At 38.2% G+C, this 24,635-nt stretch carries 25 protein-coding genes; 14 read left to right on the top strand and 11 right to left on the bottom strand.

The features are described from left to right. Positions 1–154: 154 nt before the first annotated feature. From MKL32_RS12595 to MKL32_RS12585, 3 genes are all read left to right on the top strand, one after another. On the top strand, positions 155–349 hold the full coding sequence (locus tag MKL32_RS12595; protein ID WP_004912232.1) for a hypothetical protein: 195 nt from the start codon (positions 155–157) through the stop codon (positions 347–349). A gap of 297 nt (positions 350–646) precedes the next feature. After that, on the top strand, positions 647–1,966 hold the full coding sequence (locus tag MKL32_RS12590; protein ID WP_204378901.1) for an NCS2 family permease: 1,320 nt from the start codon (positions 647–649) through the stop codon (positions 1,964–1,966). 82 nt (positions 1,967–2,048) lie between these two features. Beyond that, positions 2,049–3,047, top strand: a complete 999-nt coding sequence (locus MKL32_RS12585; RefSeq protein WP_004955131.1) for an adenosine deaminase — start codon at positions 2,049–2,051, stop codon at positions 3,045–3,047. 42 nt (positions 3,048–3,089) lie between these two features. On the opposite strand, the gene MKL32_RS12580 is transcribed toward MKL32_RS12585, so the two are convergent. Beyond that, positions 3,090–3,644 (bottom strand): cytochrome b, encoded by a 555-nt coding sequence (locus MKL32_RS12580; protein WP_042892535.1) that lies wholly within the window; start codon positions 3,642–3,644, stop codon positions 3,090–3,092. Positions 3,645–3,856: 212 nt separating this feature from the next. Between MKL32_RS12580 and MKL32_RS12575 the strand changes: the two genes are divergently transcribed. The 3 genes from MKL32_RS12575 to rnhB all read left to right on the top strand — a co-directional run bounded on the left by MKL32_RS12575 (position 3,857) and on the right by rnhB (position 5,370). After that, positions 3,857–4,234: a hypothetical protein gene (locus tag MKL32_RS12575; protein ID WP_004962943.1), complete on the top strand. Its 378-nt coding sequence runs from the start codon at positions 3,857–3,859 to the stop codon at positions 4,232–4,234. 139 nt (positions 4,235–4,373) lie between these two features. Further along, on the top strand, positions 4,374–4,742 hold the full coding sequence (locus MKL32_RS12570) for a hypothetical protein (RefSeq protein ID WP_005402351.1): 369 nt from the start codon (positions 4,374–4,376) through the stop codon (positions 4,740–4,742). 61 nt (positions 4,743–4,803) lie between these two features. Then, positions 4,804–5,370 carry a ribonuclease HII gene (rnhB, locus tag MKL32_RS12565; protein ID WP_004962936.1) on the top strand — a complete coding sequence of 189 codons (567 nt, stop codon included), beginning with the start codon at positions 4,804–4,806 and terminating at the stop codon, positions 5,368–5,370. Positions 5,371–5,450: 80 nt separating this feature from the next. Here the strand turns inward: rnhB and csrA are convergent, their stop codons facing one another. The 3 genes from csrA to alaS all read right to left on the bottom strand — a co-directional run bounded on the left by csrA (position 5,451) and on the right by alaS (position 9,947). After that, the gene (csrA, locus tag MKL32_RS12560) at positions 5,451–5,714 is read right to left on the bottom strand and encodes a carbon storage regulator CsrA (protein ID WP_004912217.1); all 264 of its coding nucleotides are present in this window, start codon (positions 5,712–5,714) and stop codon (positions 5,451–5,453) included. 240 nt (positions 5,715–5,954) lie between these two features. Next, complete coding sequence (locus MKL32_RS12555) at positions 5,955–7,235, bottom strand: aspartate kinase (protein ID WP_004955120.1); 1,281 nt, start codon at positions 7,233–7,235, stop codon at positions 5,955–5,957. A 63-nt stretch (positions 7,236–7,298) separates the two neighbouring features. Continuing rightward, positions 7,299–9,947, bottom strand: a complete 2,649-nt coding sequence (gene alaS / locus MKL32_RS12550) for an alanine--tRNA ligase (RefSeq protein WP_026057440.1) — start codon at positions 9,945–9,947, stop codon at positions 7,299–7,301. Positions 9,948–10,208: 261 nt separating this feature from the next. Between alaS and MKL32_RS12545 the strand changes: the two genes are divergently transcribed. The 4 genes from MKL32_RS12545 (at position 10,209) to MKL32_RS12530 (ending at position 14,533) form a co-directional block, all read left to right on the top strand. After that, positions 10,209–11,228: a type I glyceraldehyde-3-phosphate dehydrogenase gene (locus tag MKL32_RS12545; protein WP_212388549.1), complete on the top strand. Its 1,020-nt coding sequence runs from the start codon at positions 10,209–10,211 to the stop codon at positions 11,226–11,228. 37 nt (positions 11,229–11,265) lie between these two features. After that, entirely contained in the window at positions 11,266–11,580 is a 315-nt protein-coding gene (locus MKL32_RS12540; RefSeq protein WP_005402354.1) for a hypothetical protein, read from the top strand. Positions 11,581–11,991: 411 nt separating this feature from the next. Beyond that, positions 11,992–13,158, top strand: a complete 1,167-nt coding sequence (locus MKL32_RS12535) for an ATP phosphoribosyltransferase regulatory subunit (RefSeq protein WP_005402355.1) — start codon at positions 11,992–11,994, stop codon at positions 13,156–13,158. 55 nt (positions 13,159–13,213) lie between these two features. Continuing rightward, positions 13,214–14,533, top strand: coding sequence for an adenylosuccinate synthase (locus MKL32_RS12530; RefSeq protein WP_004912203.1), 1,320 nt, complete (start codon positions 13,214–13,216; stop codon positions 14,531–14,533). A 371-nt stretch (positions 14,534–14,904) separates the two neighbouring features. On the opposite strand, the gene MKL32_RS12525 is transcribed toward MKL32_RS12530, so the two are convergent. Then, positions 14,905–15,912, bottom strand: coding sequence for a helix-turn-helix transcriptional regulator (locus tag MKL32_RS12525; RefSeq protein WP_004912201.1), 1,008 nt, complete (start codon positions 15,910–15,912; stop codon positions 14,905–14,907). A 212-nt stretch (positions 15,913–16,124) separates the two neighbouring features. Between MKL32_RS12525 and MKL32_RS12520 the strand changes: the two genes are divergently transcribed. The 4 genes from MKL32_RS12520 to MKL32_RS12505 all read left to right on the top strand — a co-directional run bounded on the left by MKL32_RS12520 (position 16,125) and on the right by MKL32_RS12505 (position 19,890). Next, positions 16,125–17,675 (top strand): circularly permuted type 2 ATP-grasp protein, encoded by a 1,551-nt coding sequence (locus tag MKL32_RS12520; protein WP_270900617.1) that lies wholly within the window; start codon positions 16,125–16,127, stop codon positions 17,673–17,675. 86 nt (positions 17,676–17,761) lie between these two features. After that, positions 17,762–18,364 carry an alpha-E domain-containing protein gene (locus MKL32_RS12515; RefSeq protein ID WP_005402357.1) on the top strand — a complete coding sequence of 201 codons (603 nt, stop codon included), beginning with the start codon at positions 17,762–17,764 and terminating at the stop codon, positions 18,362–18,364. Further along, positions 18,361–19,140 (top strand): transglutaminase family protein, encoded by a 780-nt coding sequence (locus MKL32_RS12510; RefSeq protein WP_005402358.1) that lies wholly within the window; start codon positions 18,361–18,363, stop codon positions 19,138–19,140. Before MKL32_RS12515 ends, MKL32_RS12510 begins: the two co-directional genes overlap by 4 nt. 15 nt (positions 19,141–19,155) lie before the next feature. After that, complete coding sequence (locus MKL32_RS12505) at positions 19,156–19,890, top strand: proteasome-type protease (protein WP_005402359.1); 735 nt, start codon at positions 19,156–19,158, stop codon at positions 19,888–19,890. A gap of 35 nt (positions 19,891–19,925) precedes the next feature. Here the strand turns inward: MKL32_RS12505 and alr are convergent, their stop codons facing one another. The 6 genes from alr to MKL32_RS12475 all read right to left on the bottom strand — a co-directional run bounded on the left by alr (position 19,926) and on the right by MKL32_RS12475 (position 24,626). Continuing rightward, positions 19,926–20,996 (bottom strand): alanine racemase, encoded by a 1,071-nt coding sequence (gene alr, locus MKL32_RS12500; RefSeq protein WP_270900616.1) that lies wholly within the window; start codon positions 20,994–20,996, stop codon positions 19,926–19,928. A gap of 56 nt (positions 20,997–21,052) precedes the next feature. Beyond that, positions 21,053–22,498, bottom strand: a complete 1,446-nt coding sequence (gene dnaB, locus MKL32_RS12495) for a replicative DNA helicase (protein ID WP_004912188.1) — start codon at positions 22,496–22,498, stop codon at positions 21,053–21,055. A 182-nt stretch (positions 22,499–22,680) separates the two neighbouring features. Next, on the bottom strand, positions 22,681–23,127 hold the full coding sequence (rplI, locus tag MKL32_RS12490; protein WP_004912185.1) for a 50S ribosomal protein L9: 447 nt from the start codon (positions 23,125–23,127) through the stop codon (positions 22,681–22,683). Positions 23,128–23,139: 12 nt separating this feature from the next. Beyond that, positions 23,140–23,367 (bottom strand): 30S ribosomal protein S18, encoded by a 228-nt coding sequence (rpsR, locus tag MKL32_RS12485; RefSeq protein WP_000090661.1) that lies wholly within the window; start codon positions 23,365–23,367, stop codon positions 23,140–23,142. 11 nt (positions 23,368–23,378) lie between these two features. Continuing rightward, positions 23,379–23,762 carry a 30S ribosomal protein S6 gene (gene rpsF / locus MKL32_RS12480; RefSeq protein WP_004912183.1) on the bottom strand — a complete coding sequence of 128 codons (384 nt, stop codon included), beginning with the start codon at positions 23,760–23,762 and terminating at the stop codon, positions 23,379–23,381. Positions 23,763–23,894: 132 nt separating this feature from the next. Continuing rightward, positions 23,895–24,626 carry a DUF3142 domain-containing protein gene (locus MKL32_RS12475; protein ID WP_005402361.1) on the bottom strand — a complete coding sequence of 244 codons (732 nt, stop codon included), beginning with the start codon at positions 24,624–24,626 and terminating at the stop codon, positions 23,895–23,897. Between the last annotated feature and the right edge of the window lie 9 nt (positions 24,627–24,635).

Below are 24,635 nucleotides of genomic sequence, written 5' to 3'. Positions count from 1 at the left end.
ATATTTAAGTGTGTAAAAAATGTTCAAATTCAGCTTTTATCGGAAAAATTTATTGTGACATTACATTTGTTTTTGATTTAAAAGTGTTAATTGATATACATTTTTGTACACATTTGTTAGTATTTAAGAAAAGCATACATTAGAGATAATAATAATGAAGATAGTACTTTCAATACTTATTCTCTGTTCTGTTTTTATTTTGGGTTATGCGGTTTATGTTGATTCGCAGAACAAAAAAAGACAAGAGCTGATGAAGATTGTGAACGATGCAGAACATAGCCTAAATTCGATTCAACACAATCCAAATTATGTGAAGCATTCTCGATTAGCGACCTACCGAAGCGAATAATTAAGTTCTCAGGTAAAATGTCACAGGATTTAGCTTTTTTTATCGGGTTGTGTCCAAGTTTTTATTAGAATCTGTTAAAATATTTACCATTAAATAAAAAAGCTGCATCTTGTTATGCGGCTTTTTACATTTTGAAATCGGAACCAAATTTATACATCTCCTCTGTATAGCAAGCGTGAAACTGGCATGTAGATTGCTTTTAGCCTTGTATACCATTTTGTGTACATTCAAAAAATTATTTGAAACACAAGCGTATAGATTTCATATTCTACGATCTTAGATTTTAACAGGTGCTATATGACAACGCCTAATGCTTCAGTTGGACTGTTAGAACGCTTATTTAAATTAAGTGATAACAAAACCAACTTTAGAACAGAAGTTCTAGCAGGTGTAACCACATTTTTGACCATGTGTTACATCATCATTGTAAATCCACTCATTCTTTCTGAAACCGGAATGGATCATGGTGCTGTGTTTGTTGCAACCTGTTTGGCTGCTGCAATCGGGTGTTTGGTCATGGGGATTGTGGCGAATTATCCGATCGCACTCGCACCAGGTATGGGTTTAAATGCATATTTTACCTATTCTGTGTGTTTGGGTATGGGGGTGCCTTGGCAAACTGCTCTAGCAGCGGTATTTGTCTCAGGTCTTGTTTTCCTTGCTATCAGTTTCTTTAAAATTCGTGAGGCAATCGTCAATGCGATTCCGATGTCTTTAAAGTTTGCGATTGGTGGGGGAATTGGTCTTTTCCTTGCATTGATTGCGCTTAAAAATGCAGGAATTATTGTAGATAATCCAGCGACATTGGTTGGATTGGGTGATATTAAACAGCCAACAGTATTGTTAGCATTATTCGGATTTTTAATGATTGTTGTTTTGCATCAATTAAAAATTCGAGGTGCAATCATCATCAGTATTTTAGTTGTCACTGCAATAGCGACTGTTTTGGGTTTGAATGAATTCAAAGGTGTCGTAGGACATATCCCATCAATCGCACCTACTTTTATGCAAATGGATTTTGAAGGTCTATTTACTGCAAGTATGGTCGGGGTTATTTTTGTATTCTTTATCGTTGACTTGTTTGACAGTACCGGGACTTTGGTTGGTGTTTCACATCGTGCTGGATTGCTTCAAGATGGTAAATTACCACGCTTAAAGAAAGCCCTATTTGCTGACTCAACTGCAATTGTAGCGGGAGCTGCATTAGGTACATCATCTACCACCCCGTATATTGAATCAGCTTCAGGTGTAGCAGCTGGTGGTCGCACAGGTTTAACTGCGGTTGTGGTTGCTTTACTTTTCATCGGCTGCTTATTCTTGGCTCCTTTGGCACAATCCGTACCAGGTTTTGCAACTGCACCAGCACTATTATTTATCGGTGTGTTAATGATTCAAGGAATTACGCACATTGATTGGGATGATATTACTGAAGCTGTACCAGCTTTTTTAACGATCGTATTTATGCCATTTACCTATTCAATTGCCGATGGTATTGCAATGGGTTTCATTAGTTATGCATTGGTTAAGCTGTTTACAGGTAAGGCAAAAACAGTACCTTATATGGTGTGGATTATTGCTGCACTTTGGGTATTTAAATTTGTTGCGTTTGGTGGCTAAGCCACTTAAAACTAAGTGATAAAACCTGTAAAGGGTGTACCGTGTTAGGCAGCACCCTTTTTTATTTAGACGTGGAGTTTATATGGATCAAATCGAGCTGATTCGTGCTTTGCCCAAAGCCGAATTACATGTGCATATTGAAGGGACATTTGAGCCAGAGTTGATGTTCGCTATTGCACAGCGCAATCAGATTCAGATTCCTTATCAATCTGTTGAAGAAGTGAAACAGGCTTATAACTTTCATAACCTTCAATCGTTTTTAGATATTTATTATGCTGGCGCCAATGTGTTAGTGCATGAGCAGGACTTCTACGATTTGGCTTGGGCATACTTTGAAAAATGCGCAGAAGATCGAGTGGTACATACAGAAATGTTCTTTGATCCACAAACACATACTGAGCGTGGTGTTGAGTTTGTTACCGTTTTAAATGGTTTAAAGCGTGCATGCACCGATGCAAAAGAAAAGTTGGGTATTAGCTCTCAATTGATTATGTGTTTCTTGCGCCATTTAAGTGAAGAAAAAGCATTTGAAACGTTAGAACAAGCCTTGCCATTCAAAGATGACATTATTGCGATAGGTTTGGATTCGAGTGAAGTCGGGCACCCACCATCAAAATTTGAACGTGTTTTTGCCAAAGCACGAGAAGCTGGTTTCTTGATCGTCGCACATGCTGGAGAAGAAGGTCCTCCTGAATATATATGGGAAGCTTTAGATTTACTTAAGGTGAATCGTATTGATCATGGTGTTCGTTCAGAAGAAGACGAGCAACTGATGACGCGCCTAATTGCAGAGAAAATGCCATTAACAGTGTGCCCGTTAAGTAACTTAAAGCTCTGTGTCGTGAAAGATATGACTGAGCATAACATTCGTCGTTTGCTACAAAAAGGTGTGCATGTCACTGTAAACTCGGATGATCCTTCATATTTCGGTGGATACATGAATGATAACTTTATTGCGATTCAACAAGCTTTGAATTTATCAAATGAAGAATTAAAGCAGCTTGCGATTAACTCTTTTGAAGCTTCGTTTATTTCTGATGATGATAAGCAGAAATGGATTACCGAAGTTAGAAAAATCTAATGCATAAAAAAACCGCGATAAGCGGTTTTTTTATATCAATTTTTATTTGGGTTGTCTTAGCATGCTGAGCAATACATTATCTTTGTCGATGAGATGATGTTTAATCGCTGCGAGAATATGACCTGCAATGAGTAAGCCCGCAAACCACGATATATAAATGTGTAGGGGTTTAACGATTGCTAATAAATCTGGATTGTCTTGAACTAGACGAGGAATTTCAAATAAGTATAAAACAGGGGCAGGGTGACCAGCGCTCCAACTGAATAAACAGCCTGTAATGGGTAGGGCTAATAACATTAAATATAATAAGAAATGACCAATGTGTGCCAAGGTTTTCATCATTGGTGACATGGTATTTGGTAGTTGTGGGGCTGGATGGGTATAACGCCAAAAAATTCTTATAACGACTAAAAAGATAATGGTTGTTGCAATATTCTTATGAAGTGTAATAACAGTGCCTTTAAACGTTCCATCAACTTCATAACTTAAAAAATTTCCACTGTAAAATCCAATAAGCCATGCAACGATAAAAATAGCGGCCATGAGCCAATGTAATACTTGTGCTGTGCGAGTGTAGTACTGTGCTGAGGTTGACATCGCAACATCCTAGCTGTGATATGATTTTGTAGATTTTAAATAGCGTTATTTATTCCTCATACGGTGTATATGTAACAGAGCGCCTTGTCCTTGCAACGATTATTAATCGAAACGATATGTTTAAATATGTAATAAGTCTGCACGGTCAATTGCTTAATAAAATGCTTTGTGCAAAATACGACTGCAATTAAGTCGCTATAAGGTTAAAAGTTGTGAAAAAATTATTGTTGGCTCTGCCAGTATTATTTGTTTTAAATGGATGTGTTGCGCCAAATACAAATACTTCTACAACACCATCTACATCTCAACAGTTAGGTGTAACGGCATTAAAGGTTGCGGTTAATGCTAAATGTATGAGTGAAATCAATACATTACCTGCATGGAAAACAGCAACACGTTTGATGACCACTGAACAGCGTGAAAATATTCAGATTGATGTTTGTGGGTGTGTAAGTGAAAAAGCGCCCAATAGTGTAACGACTTTGGAGTTGGCTACAGCTGCAATTGATCCAACTGCAAGAGCAACGATTGTGAATCAAGTGGTTGCTGAAACTGTTAATGCCTGCGTGTCTGAAGCATTAAAGAAATAGAAATAAAAGTAAGAAATTAGACAAAGCTGGATGATTTTCAGCTTTGTTTCTTAGAAGATATTCTTATAATTTCAAATCATTTTTAGTTTCTTAGAGTGCTAGATTAATCATGATATTATTCAACTAAAATGATAGTTACATGTATAAGAATAAATTTGTTTTGGCAATTTCAATGGTCTTTGCTTTGGCGGCTTGTAGTACTGTGCAAAGTGGTGAGCAAAGTAATTTAAAATTAGGAACATCTGCAATTCAGTTTGCTGCACAGACCAAGTGTAATCATGATATTGATGATTTTGCAGCTTGGAAAATTGCAAGTAAATTAATGACAAAGACCCAGAAGAAAGAGAAGAAAACCCAAATTTGTAAATGCGTTGGCAAAAATGCACCAACTGTTTTATCACCTTCAGAATTGGCACTTGCTGCAGTGGATTCTAAAGCGCGAACAACTTTAACAGGTGTAGCAGTAGCTAAAACTATGAATGCTTGCGTATCAGAAGTGGTAAAATAGTTCTGTATTCAATTGACTTTGATTGGCTGCTAAAATGCAGCCAATTTTTTGCGAGTAAATTATGTTTGTTGCTGGTGTAGATGAAGCAGGGCGCGGTCCTCTAGTGGGTTCAGTTGTTGCAGCTGCGGTGATCCTAGATCCTAATAATCCAATCGAAGGATTAAATGATTCTAAGAAATTAACTGAAAAGAAACGCGAAAAGTTGTTTATAGAGATTAAAGAAAAGGCATTAGCTTGGTCAATTGCTGAAGCTACACATACTGAAATTGATGAAATGAATATTCTGCAAGCCACATTTCTTGCAATGCGCCGTGCAGTCGAAAATTTAAAAACCACGCCACATAAAGTAATTGTAGATGGTAATCAAATTCCAAAAGGGATTGAGATTGCATGTGAAGCAATTGTGGGAGGTGATGCGACTCATGCTGAGATTAGTGCAGCCAGTATTTTAGCTAAAGTTACACGTGATCATCAAATGAAGACCTTAGATGAATTATATCCTGATTATGGGTTCGCAAAGCACAAAGGTTATCCTACAAAAGCGCATTTTGAAGCTATTACAGCACACGGCGTGATTGATCAACATCGTCGTAGTTACGCGCCTGTAAAAAAAGCTTTAGGTTTATAATTTCTTATAAATTGAGGTTTTAAATACAATTAAAGCGACCATCTTGTGTCGCTTTAATTATGTGGGGAGAATTCTGAAAATTAACGATTAAAGTTATTATGTCGCGGAAAATCGCTATTATCTTCTTCATACGAAAGTTGATAATCCTGATCAAGATGTTGTAAATGCTCATGCATGGCACGTTCATGTTGGATGCGTTGGTAAATTTCCTCACGATGCACAGAAACTTCTTTTGGAGCATTAACACCAATACGCACCTGATTGCCTTTTACGCCAAGCACAGTAACACTGACTTGATCCCCAATCATTAATGTTTCTCCGACACGACGGGTCAGAATCAGCATGTTTATCTCCTTGCTAAACGCTTAAACTTGCGACAGGGAATTCATTGTTCGAAAGCACAGCCTTAATATACAGAAAATTCCAACAGAAATATGTAAAAAACATTATTTTTCGTACGTTCTGTTGAGAATCACTGAAAAACCTCAAAGGTTAATATAACAGAGCCACTGTAGTAAAAACTATAGTGGCTCTGTTTTTTTTTGCTATTTACTTGAAAGTAAATATGTTTAACAAGCTATTAATTAAGCACGTGCACTGCTTTCGCCGTGTTCACGATCTAGACCAAAAGCTGTGTGTAAACAACGTACGGCAAGTTCTAAATAGTTTTCTTCGATAAGTACAGAAATTTTGATTTCTGATGTTGAAATCATCAAAATATTAATGCTTTCATCAGCTAATGCAGTAAACATTTTGCTTGCAACACCTGCATGCGAACGCATACCCACACCTACGATTGATACTTTAACGATATCATCACGAGTAACAACTTCGCATCCTTCAATGCTGCTTGCTGTTTGCTCTAAAATCGCTTTAGCTTTAGCTAAATCATTGCGATTTACAGTGAATGTGAAATCAGTTGTACCATCTTCTTCAACGTTTTGGATAATCATATCCACTTCGATGTTGGCATTGCTGATAGGTGACAAGATTTTAGATGCGATACCTGGTTCATCAGGAACACCTAAGATCGTTAATTTTGCTTCGTCACGGTTAAATGCAATACCTGCGATGATTGGTTGTTCCATATCGTCTTCAGCCTCAGTCGTAATTAGTGTGCCTACATTTTGTTTGAATTCTTCATCGAATGCGCCGTCATCGTCATTATCAAAACTTGATAATACACGCAATGGAACTTGATATTTACCTGCGAATTCAACAGAGCGAATTTGTAAAACTTTTGAACCCAACGATGCCATTTCTAGCATTTCTTCAAAAGAAATACGATCAACCTTTTTCGCTTTAGGTGCGACACGTGGATCAGTTGTATAAACACCATCAACATCAGTGTAAATCTGACATTCATCAGCTTTTAATGCAGCTGCAATTGCAACACCAGAGGTATCAGAACCACCACGACCTAAAGTTGTGGTATTTCCTTCGGCATCAAAGCCTTGGAAACCTGCAACAACGAGAACACGACCTGCATCTAAATCTTTGGTCATGACATCAGTATCAATAGATTCAATACGCGCTTTGGTAAAAGCACTGTCCGTTTTGATACCAACTTGACGACCAGTATATGACTTAGCTTCTACACCAATTGAATTCAGTGCCATAGCTAACATGGAAATCGTTACTTGTTCACCCGTTGACACCATTTGATCTAATTCACGTGGGTCAGGGGTGTTGGTAATGGCTTTTGCAAGCGCAAGTAAGCGGTTCGTTTCACCACTCATTGCAGACACAACAACGACCACTTTGTGACCGTGATCATGCCAGCGCTTGACACGACGAGCAACATTTAAAATGCGCTCAGGAGTACCCATAGAAGTACCGCCATATTTTTGAACGATTAATGCCATAGTTGTTCCATATAAGCCATGACCCTGAGAGGCATCAGGGTCAGTTACACAAAAGTGAAGTTCTTATTGCTCAAGCCAAGCAGGCAATGCTGCAAAAACTTGGTCAAACTTCTCGTTTAGTGGCGCGCCACCTTGTGCTAAGTCAGGTTTACCACCACCTTTACCACCTAGCTCTTGAGCCAAGTGTTTGATAATGTCACCCGCTTTTAGATTTGCAGCATATTGTTTAGCGACGGACGCGATTAAACTCACTTTATCGCCTTCAACGCCAGCTAAAATAATGACTGCATCTTCCAATTTTGATTTTACGCTGTCATGCAAATTGCGTAATGACTTGGCATCTAAACCTTTTACGGTTGTGATTAATGTTTGACGACCAGCAATTTCTTTAACTTGGTCTAATAAATCAGCAGCTTGGAAACTTGCTAATTTTTGATTTAACTGTTCAATTTGTTTTTGCAAACTTGATGCAGTCTCAACAATTGCTTCAACTTTTTCTACAGTTTGGTCTTTCTGAGCTTTCAACAAACCATTAATTGTTTGGATATCGCTGTCAGCTTTTTGAACAGCTTCTAAAGCTTTAGTTCCTGTTACAGCTTCAATACGACGAACGCCAGCTGCTACACCACCTTCAGAAGTGATCTTGAATAAGCCGATATCACCTGTACGTTTAACGTGGATACCACCGCAAAGTTCGATTGAGAAGTTTTTCTCTTCGATAATTGAACCCATCGACAGAACGCGAACCTCTTCGCCATACTTCTCACCAAACAGCATCATCGCACCTTTGGCTTTAGCAGACTCGATGTCAAGCAATTCAGTTGTCACAGGAGTGTTTGCAATAACTTCAGCATTCACTAGACGTTCGATTTGTTGAAGCTGTTCAAATGTCACTGGCTGGTCGTTAGCAAAGTCGAAACGTAAAATATCGCTAGCAACCAATGAGCCTTTTTGCTGAACATGATCACCTAAGATTTGACGTAAAGCTGCATGTAGAAGGTGAGTGGCAGAGTGATTACGCGCTGTTGCAGCACGAATATCTGCTTTAACTGTTGCTTCAACATTTTGAGTTGCTTTTAAGCTACCCATCGTCACGATACCTTGATGCACAAAAGCACCACCAGATTTCTTAGTATCTTGTACTTCGAAAATACCTGTATCGTTTTTGAATATACCTGTATCGCCGATTTGACCACCGCTTTCTGCATAGAAAGGTGTTTGGTTTAAAACGATAAGCGCTTCATCGCCCTCATTGATTTCATCAACTTGAGTACCGTCTTTGTAGATTGCAACGATTTGACCTTGACCTTGAGTTGCATCGTAGCCATCAAATTGAGTTTCACCTTCAACTTTGACAATACTATTATAGTCAACTGCGAATTTACCTGCGTCACGTGCACGTTGACGTTGTGCAGCCATTTCAACTTCAAAGCCAGTTTCGTCGATGGTAAAACCACGTTCACGTGCAATATCAGCAGTTAAGTCAGTTGGGAAGCCATAAGTGTCGTAAAGTTTAAATACAGTTGCACCTGGAATCACAGTATCTTTCAACTGTGCAAGCTCAGCTTCTAAAAGCTTCAAACCTTGCTCAAGTGTTTTTGCAAATTGTTCTTCTTCACGTAGTAAAGTCGCTTCAATCACATCTTTACGTGATGCAAGCTCTGGATAAGCTTCACCCATAACTTCGACTAATGGTTGTAGCATCTTGTAGAAGAATGTACCTGTAGCGCCTAGCTTATTACCATGACGTACTGCACGACGGATAATACGACGTAGAACATAACCACGACCTTCATTTGATGGGTTTACGCCATCAGCAATCAAGAAGCAGCAAGAACGAGCATGGTCAGCCAGTACACGTAATGATGGTTGTCCTTCATCTTGAATGCCGATGATATTTGCAGCAGCTTTTAGCAAGTGTTGGAACAAGTCGATTTCGTAGTTAGAATTAACATGTTGTAGAACAGCAGAAATACGTTCCAAGCCCATACCTGTATCTACAGATGGAGCTGGGAGAGGGTGCATCACACCATCAGCAGTACGATTGAACTGCATAAATACGTTGTTCCAGATCTCGATAAAGCGATCGCCATCTTCTTCTGGAGAACCAGGTAATCCACCCCAAATGTGATCACCATGATCATAGAAAATTTCAGAACAAGGACCACACGGACCAGTATCACCCATAGCCCAGAAATTATCTGATGCGTACTGACCACCTTTGTTGTCACCGATACGAATGATACGGCTTGCATCTAAACCAATTTCTTTGTTCCAAATATCAAATGCTTCATCATCAGTATGGTAAACAGTGACATATAAACGATCTTTAGGTAATGCTAGCCATTGCTCGTTCGTTAAAAAATCCCAAGCAAATTTTAATGCATCACGTTTGAAGTAATCACCAAATGAGAAGTTACCTAACATTTCAAAGAAAGTATGGTGACGTGCTGTGTAACCTACATTGTCTAGGTCATTATGTTTACCACCTGCACGTACACATTTTTGAGAAGAAACAGCACGTACATAGTCACGCTTTTCTAACCCAAGAAAACAGTCTTTAAACTGGTTCATACCAGCATTTGTGAATAATAAAGTAGGGTCGTTGGCGGGAACGAGTGAACTCGAAGCGACACGTGTATGCCCTTGCGATTCAAAGTAACGCAAAAATGCTTCACGAATTTCAGCTGATGTCATAAAACGAGTACTCACAACCAAGACACTCCATAATTTTGAATTTGGCTATATGTAAAATAGGCGAGTTGTTTTTGAATTTTTGCAAACAAAGCGCATTTACATGGCGTAGATTTTAAAAGTGCTAAATTATAACGGAAAATGTGTGCCCGACCAACGATTTTGCAAGCAATATCATATAAAACTGTGTTTCAGCTAAAAATCTATATTCAACAAGGCTGATCATGTTTTACCATATAGCAAGAAAATATGATGTTTTGATGAATATAAGGGCTTTGCATGCAACGTGTCGCTATCAATGGATTTGGTCGAATTGGTCGAAATGTATTACGTGCATGGTTTGAAAGCCCTAAGCAATTTCAATTTGATATTGTAGCGATTAATGATATTGCTGATGTTCAAACTTTAGTTCATCTCTTTAAATATGATACAACGCATGGTCGTTTTGCTGGTCAAGTCGATATTGAGATTGAGAACGAACAAATTTTTTTAAATATTCATTCAAATCAAAGACAACTAAGGCTGCAAGTATTTAAACAGGCGCAGCCGGAACTATTACCTTGGGCTGGTTTGGTTGTAGATGTTGTGCTCGAATGTACAGGTTTATTTCGATCGAGAGCTGATGCAACATGTCATATAGATGCAGGAGCAAAGCGAGTAATTATTGGTGCAGCACCATTTGATTCTGTTGATGCAGCTATCGTCTATGGTGTTAACCATGCGGATGTCAAACCTACTGATCAAATTATTTCTAGCGTTTCTTGTACGACACAGGCCTTAGTGCCTTTAGTCAAGATTATTGATGACGCTTTTGGCATTGATACTGCTCTCATGACCGAGATCCATGCTGTGACTGCAGATCAATCAGTTTTGGATCATGCTCATCGTGATTTACGAAGAGCCAGAGCGTCTGGACAAAATATTATTCCTACCACTTCAAGTGCTTTGGGCGCATTAAAACGCGTGATGCCAAAAATGGATGGTCGTATAGATGGGTACTCTATTCGTGTACCGACTATCAATGTTGCAGCGATAGATCTTTCATTTGTTTCACATTCACCGATCACAGTTCATAAAATTAATGAAGTTCTAAGTAAAGCTGCTAAGTTTGACTATGCTCAAATTATGCAAGTGACTGATGAAGATTTGGTATCAAGCGATTTTAATCATTCGCCATATTCATTAATTGTTGACCTAGCACAAACGATGGTCGTGGGGCATCAAGCAAAAGTTTTTGCATGGTATGATAATGAGTGGGGTTATGCGAATCGTTTATTAGATTTGTGTGAATCTTTTTAATATTTAAATAATAAAAAACAATTTATTGGGGAATGTAATGGGCTTAATGATGGTTTGGGGATTTATTGGATTATTGCTATTGGCAGTTTTATTTTTGTTTTGGTTCTTGTTTAAAAATAATCAACCTACTGATACTACAAAAGATATCGTTAGGCTAGAGGAAAAAGTCTTGCATTTAGAGCTGCACCTCAAAAAAGGTCTTGAGATTATGCAAGATATGGCAAAAAAAATGCATGTCCAACAAGAAGTATTAGACAAGACGATTGCGAATGTTGCTGCTTTAGAAAAGCAGAATGCTGAATTGGTAGGAGTTCTAGAAATCGTGGTAAAGGGCACAAAAGTCAAAAGCTGAGTTCTTTGATTTGAGCAGTTTTATAAATCTACTACTTAGTCCAGCAGCTTCGTATTTGGAAAAATACTATAAGCATATTTTGCTTCAATTGTTTAAGTAACATTCGCCATCAAAAAGTAATATCTCACCAATCGAGAACAGTTCAATAGTACAGATGTTGGGCACTTCTTTTCATGAAACATAAGTGTTGTTTGTATTGATGAGTGATCTTAATGTATTGAATCTATTTGTTAAATTTAAAATAACAAGTTGGTGGCTTTCTAGTTAATTGGTAAAGAATTATTCAAATTCGAAGGTGCATCACATAAATCTTCATGCTACACTACGCTGAATCGGGCATTCACCCGATTTTTTTATGTGGTTGCTTTTTATGTGGATGCCTCCACGTTAAACAGATTTTAGGTTTGGAACATGACCATTTCAGAGACATGGTTGCTCCCTGACGGGGTGGCAGATGTATTACCCGAACAAGCGCAAGTTGTCGAAACATTGCGCCGAGAAGCTCTAGATTTCCTCGCAGTTCGAGGTTATCAATTGGTGTATACGCCATTTATTGAATACATCGAATCGTTGTCTTCACTTTCAGAATCAAATCAAGATTTAGATTTAGTTACTTTCAAAGTTATAGATCAACTTTCTGGTCGCTTGTTGGGTGTTCGTGCTGATATGACACCTCAAGTAGCGCGTATTGATGCACATGTACGACCAATTGAAGGCGTCGCTCGTTATTGCTACGCAGGCACAGTCCTTCATACTAAGCCACAGAATTTCAATGCAACGCGTGCGCCTTTACAGTTGGGTGCTGAGCTTTATGGTCATGATAGCATCGAAGCTGATGTTGAAATGATTGATGTGATGTTGGGTCTAATTGAACAAGCGCATACTTTAGAAGGCGCTCATTTAGACTTAGGTCATGTAGGTTTATTCCGTAGCTTAGTTAAGCGTGCTGGTTTAAATAAAAATACAGAGAATCAACTTTCTGATCTTTATCAGCGTAAAGCTTTACCAGAATTAGCTGAGTTTACCCAAGACTTATCAATGGGCTCTGATTTTTATGCATTAGGTCGTTACGCAAGTGATTTGGGTGCATTAAAAGCGAATCTTAGCCAAGATATTTTAAATGATGCTGACTTCAAAGCTGCATTTGAGGCTTTAGAAAGCACATTTACACAAATTCAGTCTAAATGGTCGAATTTAAACATCGGTATTGATGTGATTGAGCTTCGTAGTTATCACTATCACACTGGTTTAATGTATGCCATTTACGCACCTAATCGCGCAGCACCACTAGCTCAAGGTGGTCGTTATGATGGAATTGGTGAACACTTTGGTCGTTCACGTCCTGCGACTGGTTTTAGCTGTGATTTATATGCATTAGGATCTACTCAGTTTACTGAAATTGAAACGATAGTAGCTCCTCGTGGAAATGATCAAAATTTATTGAAAGCAATTGCAGATGCACGTCATCAAGGTATGCGTGTAGTGCAACTGTTAGGTAAAGATGATTTAAACTCTGTTCCTTATGCGACGCATCAAATGGTGTCACAGAATGGGCAATGGGTAATTGAAAAAATTTAATTGCTAAGTTTTGACTTAGTTTCCAATTTTAACAGCATGATGTAATGAGGCTATTATGGGCAAAAATGTTGTGGTACTTGGTACCCAATGGGGCGACGAAGGTAAAGGTAAAATCGTCGACCTGCTCACAGACCAAGCGGCTGCGGTAGTTCGCTATCAAGGTGGACATAACGCGGGTCATACTCTAGTGGTCGGTGGTAAAAAGACTGTATTACACCTCATTCCATCTGGTATTTTACGTGAAAACGTATTGTGCTTAATTGGTAATGGTGTTGTGCTTTCACCTGAAGCATTAATCAAAGAAATGGCGATTTTGGAAGCTGAAGGCGTACCTGTTAAAGAGCGTCTTCGTATTTCTCCAAACTGTCCATTGATTTTGCCAAATCATATTGCACTTGACCAAGCACGTGAGAAAAAGCGTGGCAATGCTAAGATTGGCACGACTGGTCGTGGTATTGGTCCTGCTTATGAAGATAAAGTTGCTCGTCGTGCTGTACGCGTAGCTGATCTTGTTCGTGGTGGTGCAGTACTTGAAGAAAAACTCAAGGAAATGCTTGAGCTTCACAACTTCCAACTTTCTCAATTTTATGGTGTTGAAGAAGTTAAGTTTGAAGATGTGATTGCACTTTGCAATGAATGGCGTGAGGTTCTTGCACCATTAGTGATCGATGTAACTAAAGTGTTACATGATTATCGTAAAGAAGGCAAAGCAATCATGTTCGAAGGTGCACAAGGTTCATTACTTGATATCGATCATGGTACTTATCCTTATGTAACTAGTTCGAACACAACTGCTGGTGGTGTGAGTTCTGGTTCGGGTATGGGTCCATTACATTTAGATTATGTACTCGGGATTACTAAAGCATACACAACACGTGTAGGTGCAGGTCCATTCCCTACAGAGTTGCACTATGATGCAGCAACAGATACAGGTGATGCAATTGGTCGTCATTTAGGTACAGTGGGTCATGAGTTTGGTGCTTCTACTGGACGTCAACGTCGTTGTGGTTGGTTTGATGCCGAGATTCTTCGCCGTTCTGTTGAAGTGAACTCTTTATCTGGTATTTGCTTAACTAAGCTAGATGTACTTGATGGCTTAGAAGAAATTAAAATCTGTGTAGGCTATGAAGATGTTGATTCAGGCTGTGCAGGTTCTTCTGACGCGATCTCATTTGAAAGCTTGAAGCCTATCTATGAAACTATGCCAGGTTGGAGCGAATCTACAGTAGGTTTAACTCAGGTTGATCAACTTCCTGCAAACGCTTTGGCATATGTTAAACGCCTTGAGCAGTTGATCGAATGTCCAATTGATATCATTTCAACTGGTCCTGATCGTGCGGAAACAATTATTTTACGTCATCCATTTTCAGCTTAAGCTGAGTGAATGATTAAAAGCTCCCTTATAGGGAGCTTTTTTATTTTAAAAGCTTTATATATTTAAAATCCCTAGCAGATAATTAGATTTTCATTGCGATCTTTCTTATTTCACAGCTTGAAAAATCTTGATTATATTGATTGTACGTTCAAACAAAGAGGGCTTTAACTATGACGAAAAAGACGATTCGCTATAATGGATACGAACTTGCGTGCCGATGTTAATTCATTATCAGCTTTTCATCGTTGGAGGGACTTATTTTGATCTGGCGGGCGAAAAAATAAGTCCTATACAATATGTATAAAAATAAAAACCTTATCTTTAAGTATAAAAATTTTAATAAGTCTAAGAGAACCAAAAGGTTCTCTTTTTTATTCATTATTTTCAATCTCTCTCACTGCATTATAAACAGCCGCAGGTTCGATATTGAGTAATTTTTTACCAAAACTTCTCAGCCACCAAACGAGTTGTGATGTAAATGGAACTGTTGCCACAACTTCTACAATATTTTCTTCTAGAGATGTAATCGTTTGATCTTTGCTAAGTTGGCTTTCATAAAAGCTTTGAGCTGTGCTTTCGCTCATTGTGAGTTTTAGCTCAATTTGTTCGGTTGGTTTGCTGTAGTCCACTCTAAAACCAAGAGCACCCGAATCAATATAGTGATCAATATCAAAGTTAACGGGATGTAGAGCACGACTTTCAAGAACAGTCGCTGCTTTAAAACGGTGCAAGGCAAATGTTTGAACTTCTGTTTTATCATTACGTGTACAAATAAGATAAATCACAGCACCTTTTTGAACCAATGCTAGGGGATTTAAGATATAGGTTTTATCTTCGCCTTGATTAATTCTGGCACGATAAACACATTCGATTTGTTTATCTTGCAACAAGCCTTCATAAATGGCTTGTTGTGCATTTTTATCGACCATTGGCGGTATTAAAGGTTGGTTCGCTGGCACGATACGAACTCGATTAATCCATTGGCGCACGTTATTTTGTGTTGAAAGACTACGTTTCGCTAAATCAAACCAAGGCGTCATCTCTTCGAGTAGACTCGGCGGTAGTAAATGGCGTAGGTGTTCTTCTACCATCATAAAAGTTACTGCTTGTGAACTAGTCATATGCGGTAAGCTTTGGATCGGTGCATCTGAACGCCAGCGCCAACCTTGTGGTACGGTTTTGTTGCTCTCAATCGGGAAGCGTTGTGCAATTTGATTTAGATCTCTTTGAATGGTGCGCAAACTTATATCAATGCCTTCGCGTTCCAATATTTCTTGTAGTTCACGTGTACCCATCCATTTACCAGTAGATAGGCGAGACAATATTTGCCATTGGCGATAAAGGCTATTTGAAGTTTCTTTTTCTTGTATGGATGACATAAGTTCTGAATTTAACTCAATGCTCTAAAGTGTACACAATAAAAAAACTCACTTGATTTAGCAAGTTCATAACACAGAGATTACGCATTTACGACTGAAACATGGCTAAGTTTAATAGAGCATATAAATCTTGGTTAAAAAATATACATATATTATAAGTGGCATTGAAATTGCTTATTAGAGATATAAATAAATGATGAGACGAGGTTTCTATGTCAGAACAAGAACACGATCTATTTATCACGACTGATTACTATGCGACGGAGCAAACAACAGCAGTAAATTTACAATCGTCTACATTTATTTCACAGCTCAAAGTTAATACAAATTTGTTTGAGCAGCTTAAATCAAAATTCTTTAATGAGATGCTGGATGATAAAAGTTTTAACGGTGAAGCTTCTAAGAAGATCGAGGAATGGTTAAGTCAGCGAAGTCTTGATGAATTAAAAAATCTAGGTGCAGCCGCTAAACAGCATTTTCTATATGAAGGGATTACGTTTAATGTTTATGGAGATCAAGAGGGCACGGAACGTACCATTCCTTTTGATTTGATTCCACGTGTTATTGAAAAAAAACAATGGGAAAAAATTTCTTCAGGCTGTGAGCAGCGTGTTAAAGCTTTGAATTACTTCTTGGATGATATTTATCACGGTCAAAATATCTTAAAAGAAGGCATTATTCCTGCGCAACAAATTATGACTCATGAAGCTTTTCAGCCTCATATGCTGAAGCACCACCTCAAAGGAAAGATATATTCACAAATTAGTGGTATCGATATTATCAGAGATGATCAGGGTGATTTTTTTGTACTAGAGGATAATTTGAGAACACCTTCAGGTGTGTCATATATGCTTGAGAGTAGAAAAATTAGTCAAAAATTGATGCCTGATTTATGTGTGAGTAATAATTTACAAGGTATCGAACACTATCCGAGTATGTTGAAGCAAGTGCTGACGGAGAATGCTTATGTGGATCAACCTTTAATCGTGGTGTTAACACCAGGGTGTTTTAATAGTGCTTATTATGAACATGCATTTTTGGCACGGGAAATGGATGTACCCTTGGTTACGAGTCGAGACCTATTTGTTGAGAATGATAAAGTATTTGTAAAAACAATTCGTGGACGTCAACAAGTGGATGTAATTTATCGTCGTGTTGATGATGATTTCTTAGATCCTTTAGTCTTTAGACCAGATAGTACATTGGGCGTTGCAGGATTAATGTCGGCATATTTACAACATAATGTTGTGATTGCAAATGCACCAGGTACAGGTGTTGCTGATGATAAATCGGTTTATCCCTATGTTGCTCAAATGATTGAATATTATCTGGGTGAAAAACCAATTCTAAATAACGTACCAACATATCAATGTCGTGAAGATGTTCAATTAGATTATGTATTAAATCATTTAGAAAAATTAGTGGTAAAAGAGGCCCAAGGATCTGGTGGATATGGAATGCTGATCGGACCACAAGCAGATCAGGCACAGATAGAAGCATTTAAATTAAAGATTATGGCGACGCCACATTTATATATCGCTCAGCCGACTTTGGCGTTGTCTGTGGCGCCAACACTAACTGTCGATGGGCTAGCTGAACGACATATTGATTTACGACCATTTGTATTAAGTTCTCCTTATCGTACTGAAATAGTACCGGGAGGATTAACGCGAGTTGCGATGCAAGCAGGTTCGCTTGTTGTAAATTCCTCACAGGGTGGGGGTATTAAAGATACTTGGGTGGTAGAAACGTTACGTTCCTAATTTTCCTTCTCATTGTTCAATCGACTCACTCATTTAATTGACTTGGATGGGTGATTTGGAAATTTTAAAAATAAAGGAGGATATCTATGACGTTACTCATTTCAAGTGCTCAACATGTATATTGGTTAGGTCGTTATTTATTTAGAATCGGTTATGTTGCGGAGCAACTCCCTTTTGTGGATGATCAAAAAGCAGAAGTGTTTGCTCAAGGTTTATGTTTGCATATTGAAGATGCAGAAAATTTGAATCAATTTATGCTAGATGAGAAACAACCTTACTCATTAATTAATCAACTCGAAATTGCTCGTAATAATATCCAAGAACTTAGAGCTTTGTTTTCAGCAACTGCATATGCTGAATTAAACACGCTGATAAAAAATGCGACCAATACACCTGACATGATTTTAGAGCTAGTTCAAGATTGTCGAGAGATTTTAAAAAATGAGAAAGAGGAGGTTTTTCTATTTTTTCATCTAGGTCAGTCTGTTGAACAAATCGACACACATTTTAGATTCCATAAAAATATACATTCTGTTCTTGATTCAATTGATCCGATGATAGTTCAGCTTTCTAATTTGGGTTGGAGTGATCTTCAACACAGCTGGAATGGATTGAAAGATCAACCATATCTGAATCAGTTTTATGAATTTACTTATAAATTGGAAAATCAATTTGAGGTGTATGCATGAAACTTATGGTAAATCATCAAACACACTATCGATATACACAAAATGCACGTAATAGCGTGCAGTCAATTAAGATGATGCCGCAAAGTTCTAAGCATCAGATTATTGAGAATTGGCATATCAGTGTACCAGGCGAATATCGTTGCCAACGCGATGCCTTTAATAATCTCTGGTTAACTGCAACACAGCATCATGATTACCGATATTTGACGATCATGGCTCAAGGAATTGTAGACCTATTTGAAACTGAAATCGGGCATTTCGAAAATGAAATTTCGCCTTATATTTTTCTGCAAAGAACCAGTCTGACTCATTGTGATCAGGAGATGTTGCATTTCGCACAAGATATCGTTCGTGCCAAAGATCGACAGCATTTAATTCTTTTATCTGAGAAGATATTAGAAAAAATGCCATACCAACCTGAGAGCACATCTGTCACAACATTGGCTACAGATGCATTTTATGCTGCTAAAGGTGTTTGCCAAGACCATGCACATGTCATGATTGCAATGTGTAAAGCATTACATTTACCTGCACGTTATGTTTCTGGTTATTTGTATGATCAGAATCAACCGCACCTTGCCAGTCATGCATGGGCAGAAGTATTTGTTGACAATCAATGGTATTGTTTCGATGTTAGTAACCAGATATTTAGCCCTCAAAATCACATCTATGTTGCAGTTGGTCGAGATTATCTTGATGTTGCTCCTATTCGTGGGGTTCGTGAACAGGGTGGTGTGGAGAGTATGATGTCGGTTGTTCAGGTTTTAGCGTGTTGAAGAAAAGAGAGCAAGATGACCTATTGTTGTGCATTAAGATTGGAGCAAGGTTTAGTACTCATCAGTGATACTAGAACAAATGCAGGGGTCGATCATATTTCAGTATTTCGTAAATTACATACTTTTGGTATCGAGGGTGAGCGTTTCATCGCACTTCAGACCGCAGGTAATTTAGCGACAACACAAGCGGTTTTAGGGCATCTAGAAAATTCTTTAACATTGCATCAAGAGCCAAATCTATACACTGTAAATACAATGTTTGAGGTAGCTGAACTTGTTGGTAAAACTTTGCGCAGAGTTTTAGAAGACATCACAAGTAATACGCAAGAACAGATGAATTATTCATGTAGTATCTTGGTGGGTGGACAGATTAAAGGTGAGGAAATGCAGCTTTATAATGTTTACCCTCAAGGAAACTTTATTTGCGCGACTACGGATACACCTTATTTTCAGATTGGTGAAAGCAAGTATGGTAAGCCTATACTAGATCGAGCTTTGCACTATACGATGCCACTAGATGATGCTTTACGCTGTTCTTTGATTTCATTTGACTCAACGCTACGCTCAAATGTATCTGTAGGTTTACCTTTGGACGCTTTGTTATATCACAAAGATAGTTTCGTTATTCCTGAAGGCAAACGAATCAGTGAGGAAGATCCATATTTTACTCAAATTAGTAAACAGTGGTCAGAGACGTTACGTCGAGGTTTACAAGAGTTGCCAAAACCTACAGCGGATTACGGCTTATAAGAAAAAATCCAAGCTTTTGCTTGGATTTTTATTGATTAGATACGTTGTCTTTGTGGTCTATTACTTAGTCGGCATAAAAGTTCATAACCGATCGTACCATTTGCATTTGCGACATCATCAACCAATCGTGTTTTACCCCAAAGTTCAACTTTGGTGCCGACTTTAACTTCAAGATTAGTTGTGTCGATCGCAATCATGTCCATACTTACTCGACCAATAACAGGAGTCAGTTGCTTATCAATCGCTACGTAATTAGGTTTTACATATGCACGTGGATAGCCATCACCATAGCCAATAGAAACAATTGCAATTTGCATACTATTCGTTGCTGTAAAAGTAGAACCATAACCAACGCTTTCGCCTGCTTGTATTTGATTTAATGTAATAATTTCTGCTTCAAAACTCATTACAGGTTTTAAATCAAGTTCATTAACATCTTTATCTGCAAAAGGTGTTGCACCATAAAGCATAATCCCAGGACGTACATAATCAAAATGTAAGTTTGGATATTTATAGATAGCAGCAGAATTACAACAAGAGGCTAATATCGGTTCACATGCATTTTTTACTTCTAAAAATTGTTGAATCTGTTGCTCATTTAACGGGTGATCTACATCCGCATTTGCAAAATGCATAGTGAGTACACAGTTAAAATTCAATGATTTTAGTTGATGAATAACGGCTATAATTTCATTAATCTTAAAACCTAAACGATTCATCCCACTATTTAGTTTTACCCAAACCTTAAGTCCTAAGGCATTATAGGCTTCTTTATTTTGAATTAACCATTCTACTTGCTCATGTCGATGTACAACACATTCAAGTTTCTGTTGAATAACATCTTCCATTTCATCTTCAGTAAATACACCTTCAATTAAGGTAATGGGTTGCGTATATCCCAGTCGCCTAATCGCTAAAGCTTCTTCCAAACAAGCTACACCAAAAGCATCCGTTGCATTTAAGGCGGCTAAACAATCCTGTACTCCATGCCCATATGCATTGGCTTTCACCATACTTACAATTTGGGAATGTGGTGCAAGTTGTTTAACACGGTTTAAATTATATTGTAGTGCTTCACTATCAATATAAATTGTTGCTTGGCGCACCCTGAGTACTCCTTTGGGACGGCTAGAAAATAAGTAAGATTACAAAATATTATGCGTTATTCTTCATCATCAAATTGTGCATAGAATTCAGGTGAAAGATTACTAAAGCGAGTATATTGTCCTTCAAAGGCGAGACGGACAGTACCAATAGGTCCATTACGCTGTTTACCAATGATGATTTCTGCTGTTCCAGCCTCTTTAGATTCTTTGTTATAAACCTCATCACGATAAATAAACATAATTAAATCGGCATCTTGCTCGATCGCTCCAGATTCACGTAAGTCAGACATTACTGGTCGTTTATTTGGGCGATTTTCCAGACTTCGGTTGAGCTGAGATAATGCAATTACAGGGCAGTTCATTTCTTTTGCTAATGCTTTTAAGCTTCGTGAAATTTCAGAAATCTCACCAACACGGTTATCACCCATACCTGGAACTTTCATCAACTGTAAATAGTCGACCATGATGCAACCGATTTTTCCATCATGCATTTTGGCAATACGCCTTGCACGTGCACGAACTTCAGTTGGGGGTAATGCAGAAGAATCATCAATATAAAGATGTTTTTCCTGTAATTGTAGAATAGTACCAGTTACTTTTGACCATTCGTCGCCGTCCAATTTACCTGAACGTAAATGCCCTTGATGCACCTTCCCATAAGAGGAAATCAAACGCATTGCGATTGAATCTGCTGGCATTTCCATAGAATAAACAAGAGCAGGGAGGTTGCAATTAAACAGTACGCTCTCGACTAAATTCATGGCAAACGTGGTTTTACCCATCGAAGGACGTGCAGCAACAATAATTAAATCGCCCGCCTGCATTCCATAGGTTTTATTGTCTAATTCCAGAAAACCTGTAGAAAGTCCTGTGATGTTGCCATCCATTTTGGAAAGCTCATCTAATTTGCTAATTACGTCAGCTGTTACTGAGCTGATCGACTTTGGACCTGAATCTTTTTTATTGTTGTTGTGCTGTTCCGCTAAAGAGAAAATATTAGTTTCGGCTAAGTCTAGAATTTCACTAACAGGGCGACCTTTGGTGTCGTAAGCATTTTGTAAAATATCAGTACTGACTTTGATCATACTGCGTAAGGTTGAAAATTCCTTAATTTTGCTGGCATAGATCTCAAGGTTATAGAAGCTCGATGGTGAATCCGCCATCAATTGCATTAAGTATTCTTCACCGCCAATCGCATCCAGTAGATTCTGCTTAAGTAACCAGTCATTGACTAACACTGCATCATAAGGTGAGTTTTCTTGCGCTAATTTTTCAATAGCTCGATAAATATACTTATGTCGAGTTGCGTAAAAATCATTTTCCTTGAGTAAGTCACCCACTTGTTCAAATGATTCTGCTACCGTCATTAATGCAGCTAAAACAGCTTGCTCAATCGCAAGATTATGAGGAGGCGTTCTAAACTCTTTTAGTTGACTTGAGTCATTCACTTTACTCTCAGCGTTGGGAGTATTTTTTGCAAAATTGGCATTTGCCTGTGACATAACAAGACCTAATAAAAAGATGAAACCGTGAATGAATGACTATCTTAATCCAAATGGATACCAACAGGAGAAGTTTATTAAAGAAAATTGTTTAAGTGATGAAAAAGTAGAATCAAAGCTTAAAGCAAAATTATGGACATAAAAAAAGAGCATGTAAAAACATGCTCTTTTTTTTGCAGAAATTACTCAGATACGATAGTAACGAGAACTTCAGCAACAACATCATGATGCAATTGGATTGCGATGTTGAATTCACCAGTGTGACGAAGCGCACCGTTTGGTAAACGAACTTCAGCACGATCTACTGCTAGACCAGCGTTCGTTAAAGCGTCAGCGATGTCACGAGTACCGATAGAACCGAAAAGTTTACCTTCATCACCAGCTTTAGCAGTGATAACGATATTTACTTCGTTCAATTGTTCAGCACGTGCGTTCGCAGCAGCTAAAATAGCAGCTTCTTGTTTCTCAAGTTCAGCACGACGAGCTTCAAATGCAGCAGTGTTTGCTTCAGTTGCAGCTACAGCTTTACCTTGAGGGATCAAGAAGTTACGACCGTAACCAGCTTTTACTGATACTTTGTCGCCTAATTTACCAAGGTTCTTAATGCGTTGTAATAAGATAACGTCCACAGCTCACCTCACTTACTTATGGTTGTCAGTGTACGGAATCAAAGACAAATAGCGAGCTTGTTTAATAGCTAACGCTAATTGACGTTGATAACGAGCTTTAGTACCTGTAATACGGCTAGGAACAATCTTGCCGTTTTCAGTGATGTACTGTTTTAAAGTGTCGATATCTTTGTAGTCGATGTACGCAACATTCTCAGCTGTAAAGCGGCAGAACTTGCGACGACGGTAAAAACGTGCCATTGATGTTCTCCTTATTCAGCTTCTTGAATTGCTTGTTGTGCTTCTTCACGTTGAGCTTTACGCGCACGTTTTTCTTCAGCACTCTTAGCAAGTAAAGATTCTTCAGTAATTGCGTGTTCACGACGGATGATGATGTTACGAATGATTGCATCGTTATAACGGAACAATTCTTCTAATTCATCAAGAGTCGTTTGACCACATTCAACATTCATAAGAATGTAGTGTGCTTTGTGAATCTTGTTAATCGGGTAAGCCAATTGGCGGCGGCCCCAATCTTCTAAACGGTGAATTTGACCATCAGCTTCTTTGATCTGAGAGATATAGCGTTCAACCATACCTACAACTTGATCGCTTTGGTCTGGGTGTACCAATAGTACGATTTCGTAGTGACGCATTGTCAGCTCCTTACGGTTTAAGCAGCCCCTAACTTAAAATGAGTCAGAAGCAAGGAGTCATAACTTAAAAAGTTATGTCGCAAATTGCGAAGCTGCGATTTTAGACACCTTTCACCCAAATCGCAAGTAAATTCACGGTTTTTCACGCAGTAAAAAGATCACATAGCCTTTAAAATGCGGATCATGAACTGTCTTTAAGTCACTATATAATTTTCCATATTGCACAAAACCAATTTTATAAGGCAGTTTAAGATTTGCTATACGTTTTAAATATTCAGGGTAATTGGGAATAGAGGTGGTGCCTTGATAGGTTTGGATCACTAGTTCATCAATATTTTGTCTAAGAAGTTTTAGGGTGTCTTGCTCTTTAAAATTTGTCCAATCAAGTAATCCTGTAATACTGAGTTTATATTGAGCGGGAAGTTGACTTCTGAATTGACTTAAAAAATATGCGTATTCATTTAGATTGCGGGTTTTACTGTCAAAATCAATTTGAATCCCTTCAATCTGATTGCCTAGATTTTTCCAATGGTTTAAGCGAGTTAAGATGGTTTGGTAATTTTGTGAACTCCAATCTAGGTGGTGGGTTCGAAAAACGAGCCAAATTTTTTGATTGGGTAATTTTAAAGTACCAATACCTTGTGGTATCAAAATTGAAGTCTGTTTTTGTTTTGAATAACGAATTTCACCTTGCAGAATATAAAGCTCTTTAGCCTTTGAAAGATAGGGGGCAGATTTTATCTCACCCCAAATCCAAAAGGATTGAAATTGATTGGCATCGATAGTTGGAGTTGCTGGTCGACTCGGTTGGTTTAGCCCCAATATCAACAGCAACATACTAAAAAGAATACACCTTAACCACATTAAAGGATA

Source organism: Acinetobacter sp. AOR34_HL (assembly GCF_027854795.1).
GTDB lineage: Bacteria > Pseudomonadota > Gammaproteobacteria > Pseudomonadales > Moraxellaceae > Acinetobacter > Acinetobacter junii.
The sequence above is the reverse complement of the archived record's forward strand: the minus strand, read 5'-3'. Positions and strand labels throughout refer to the sequence as shown.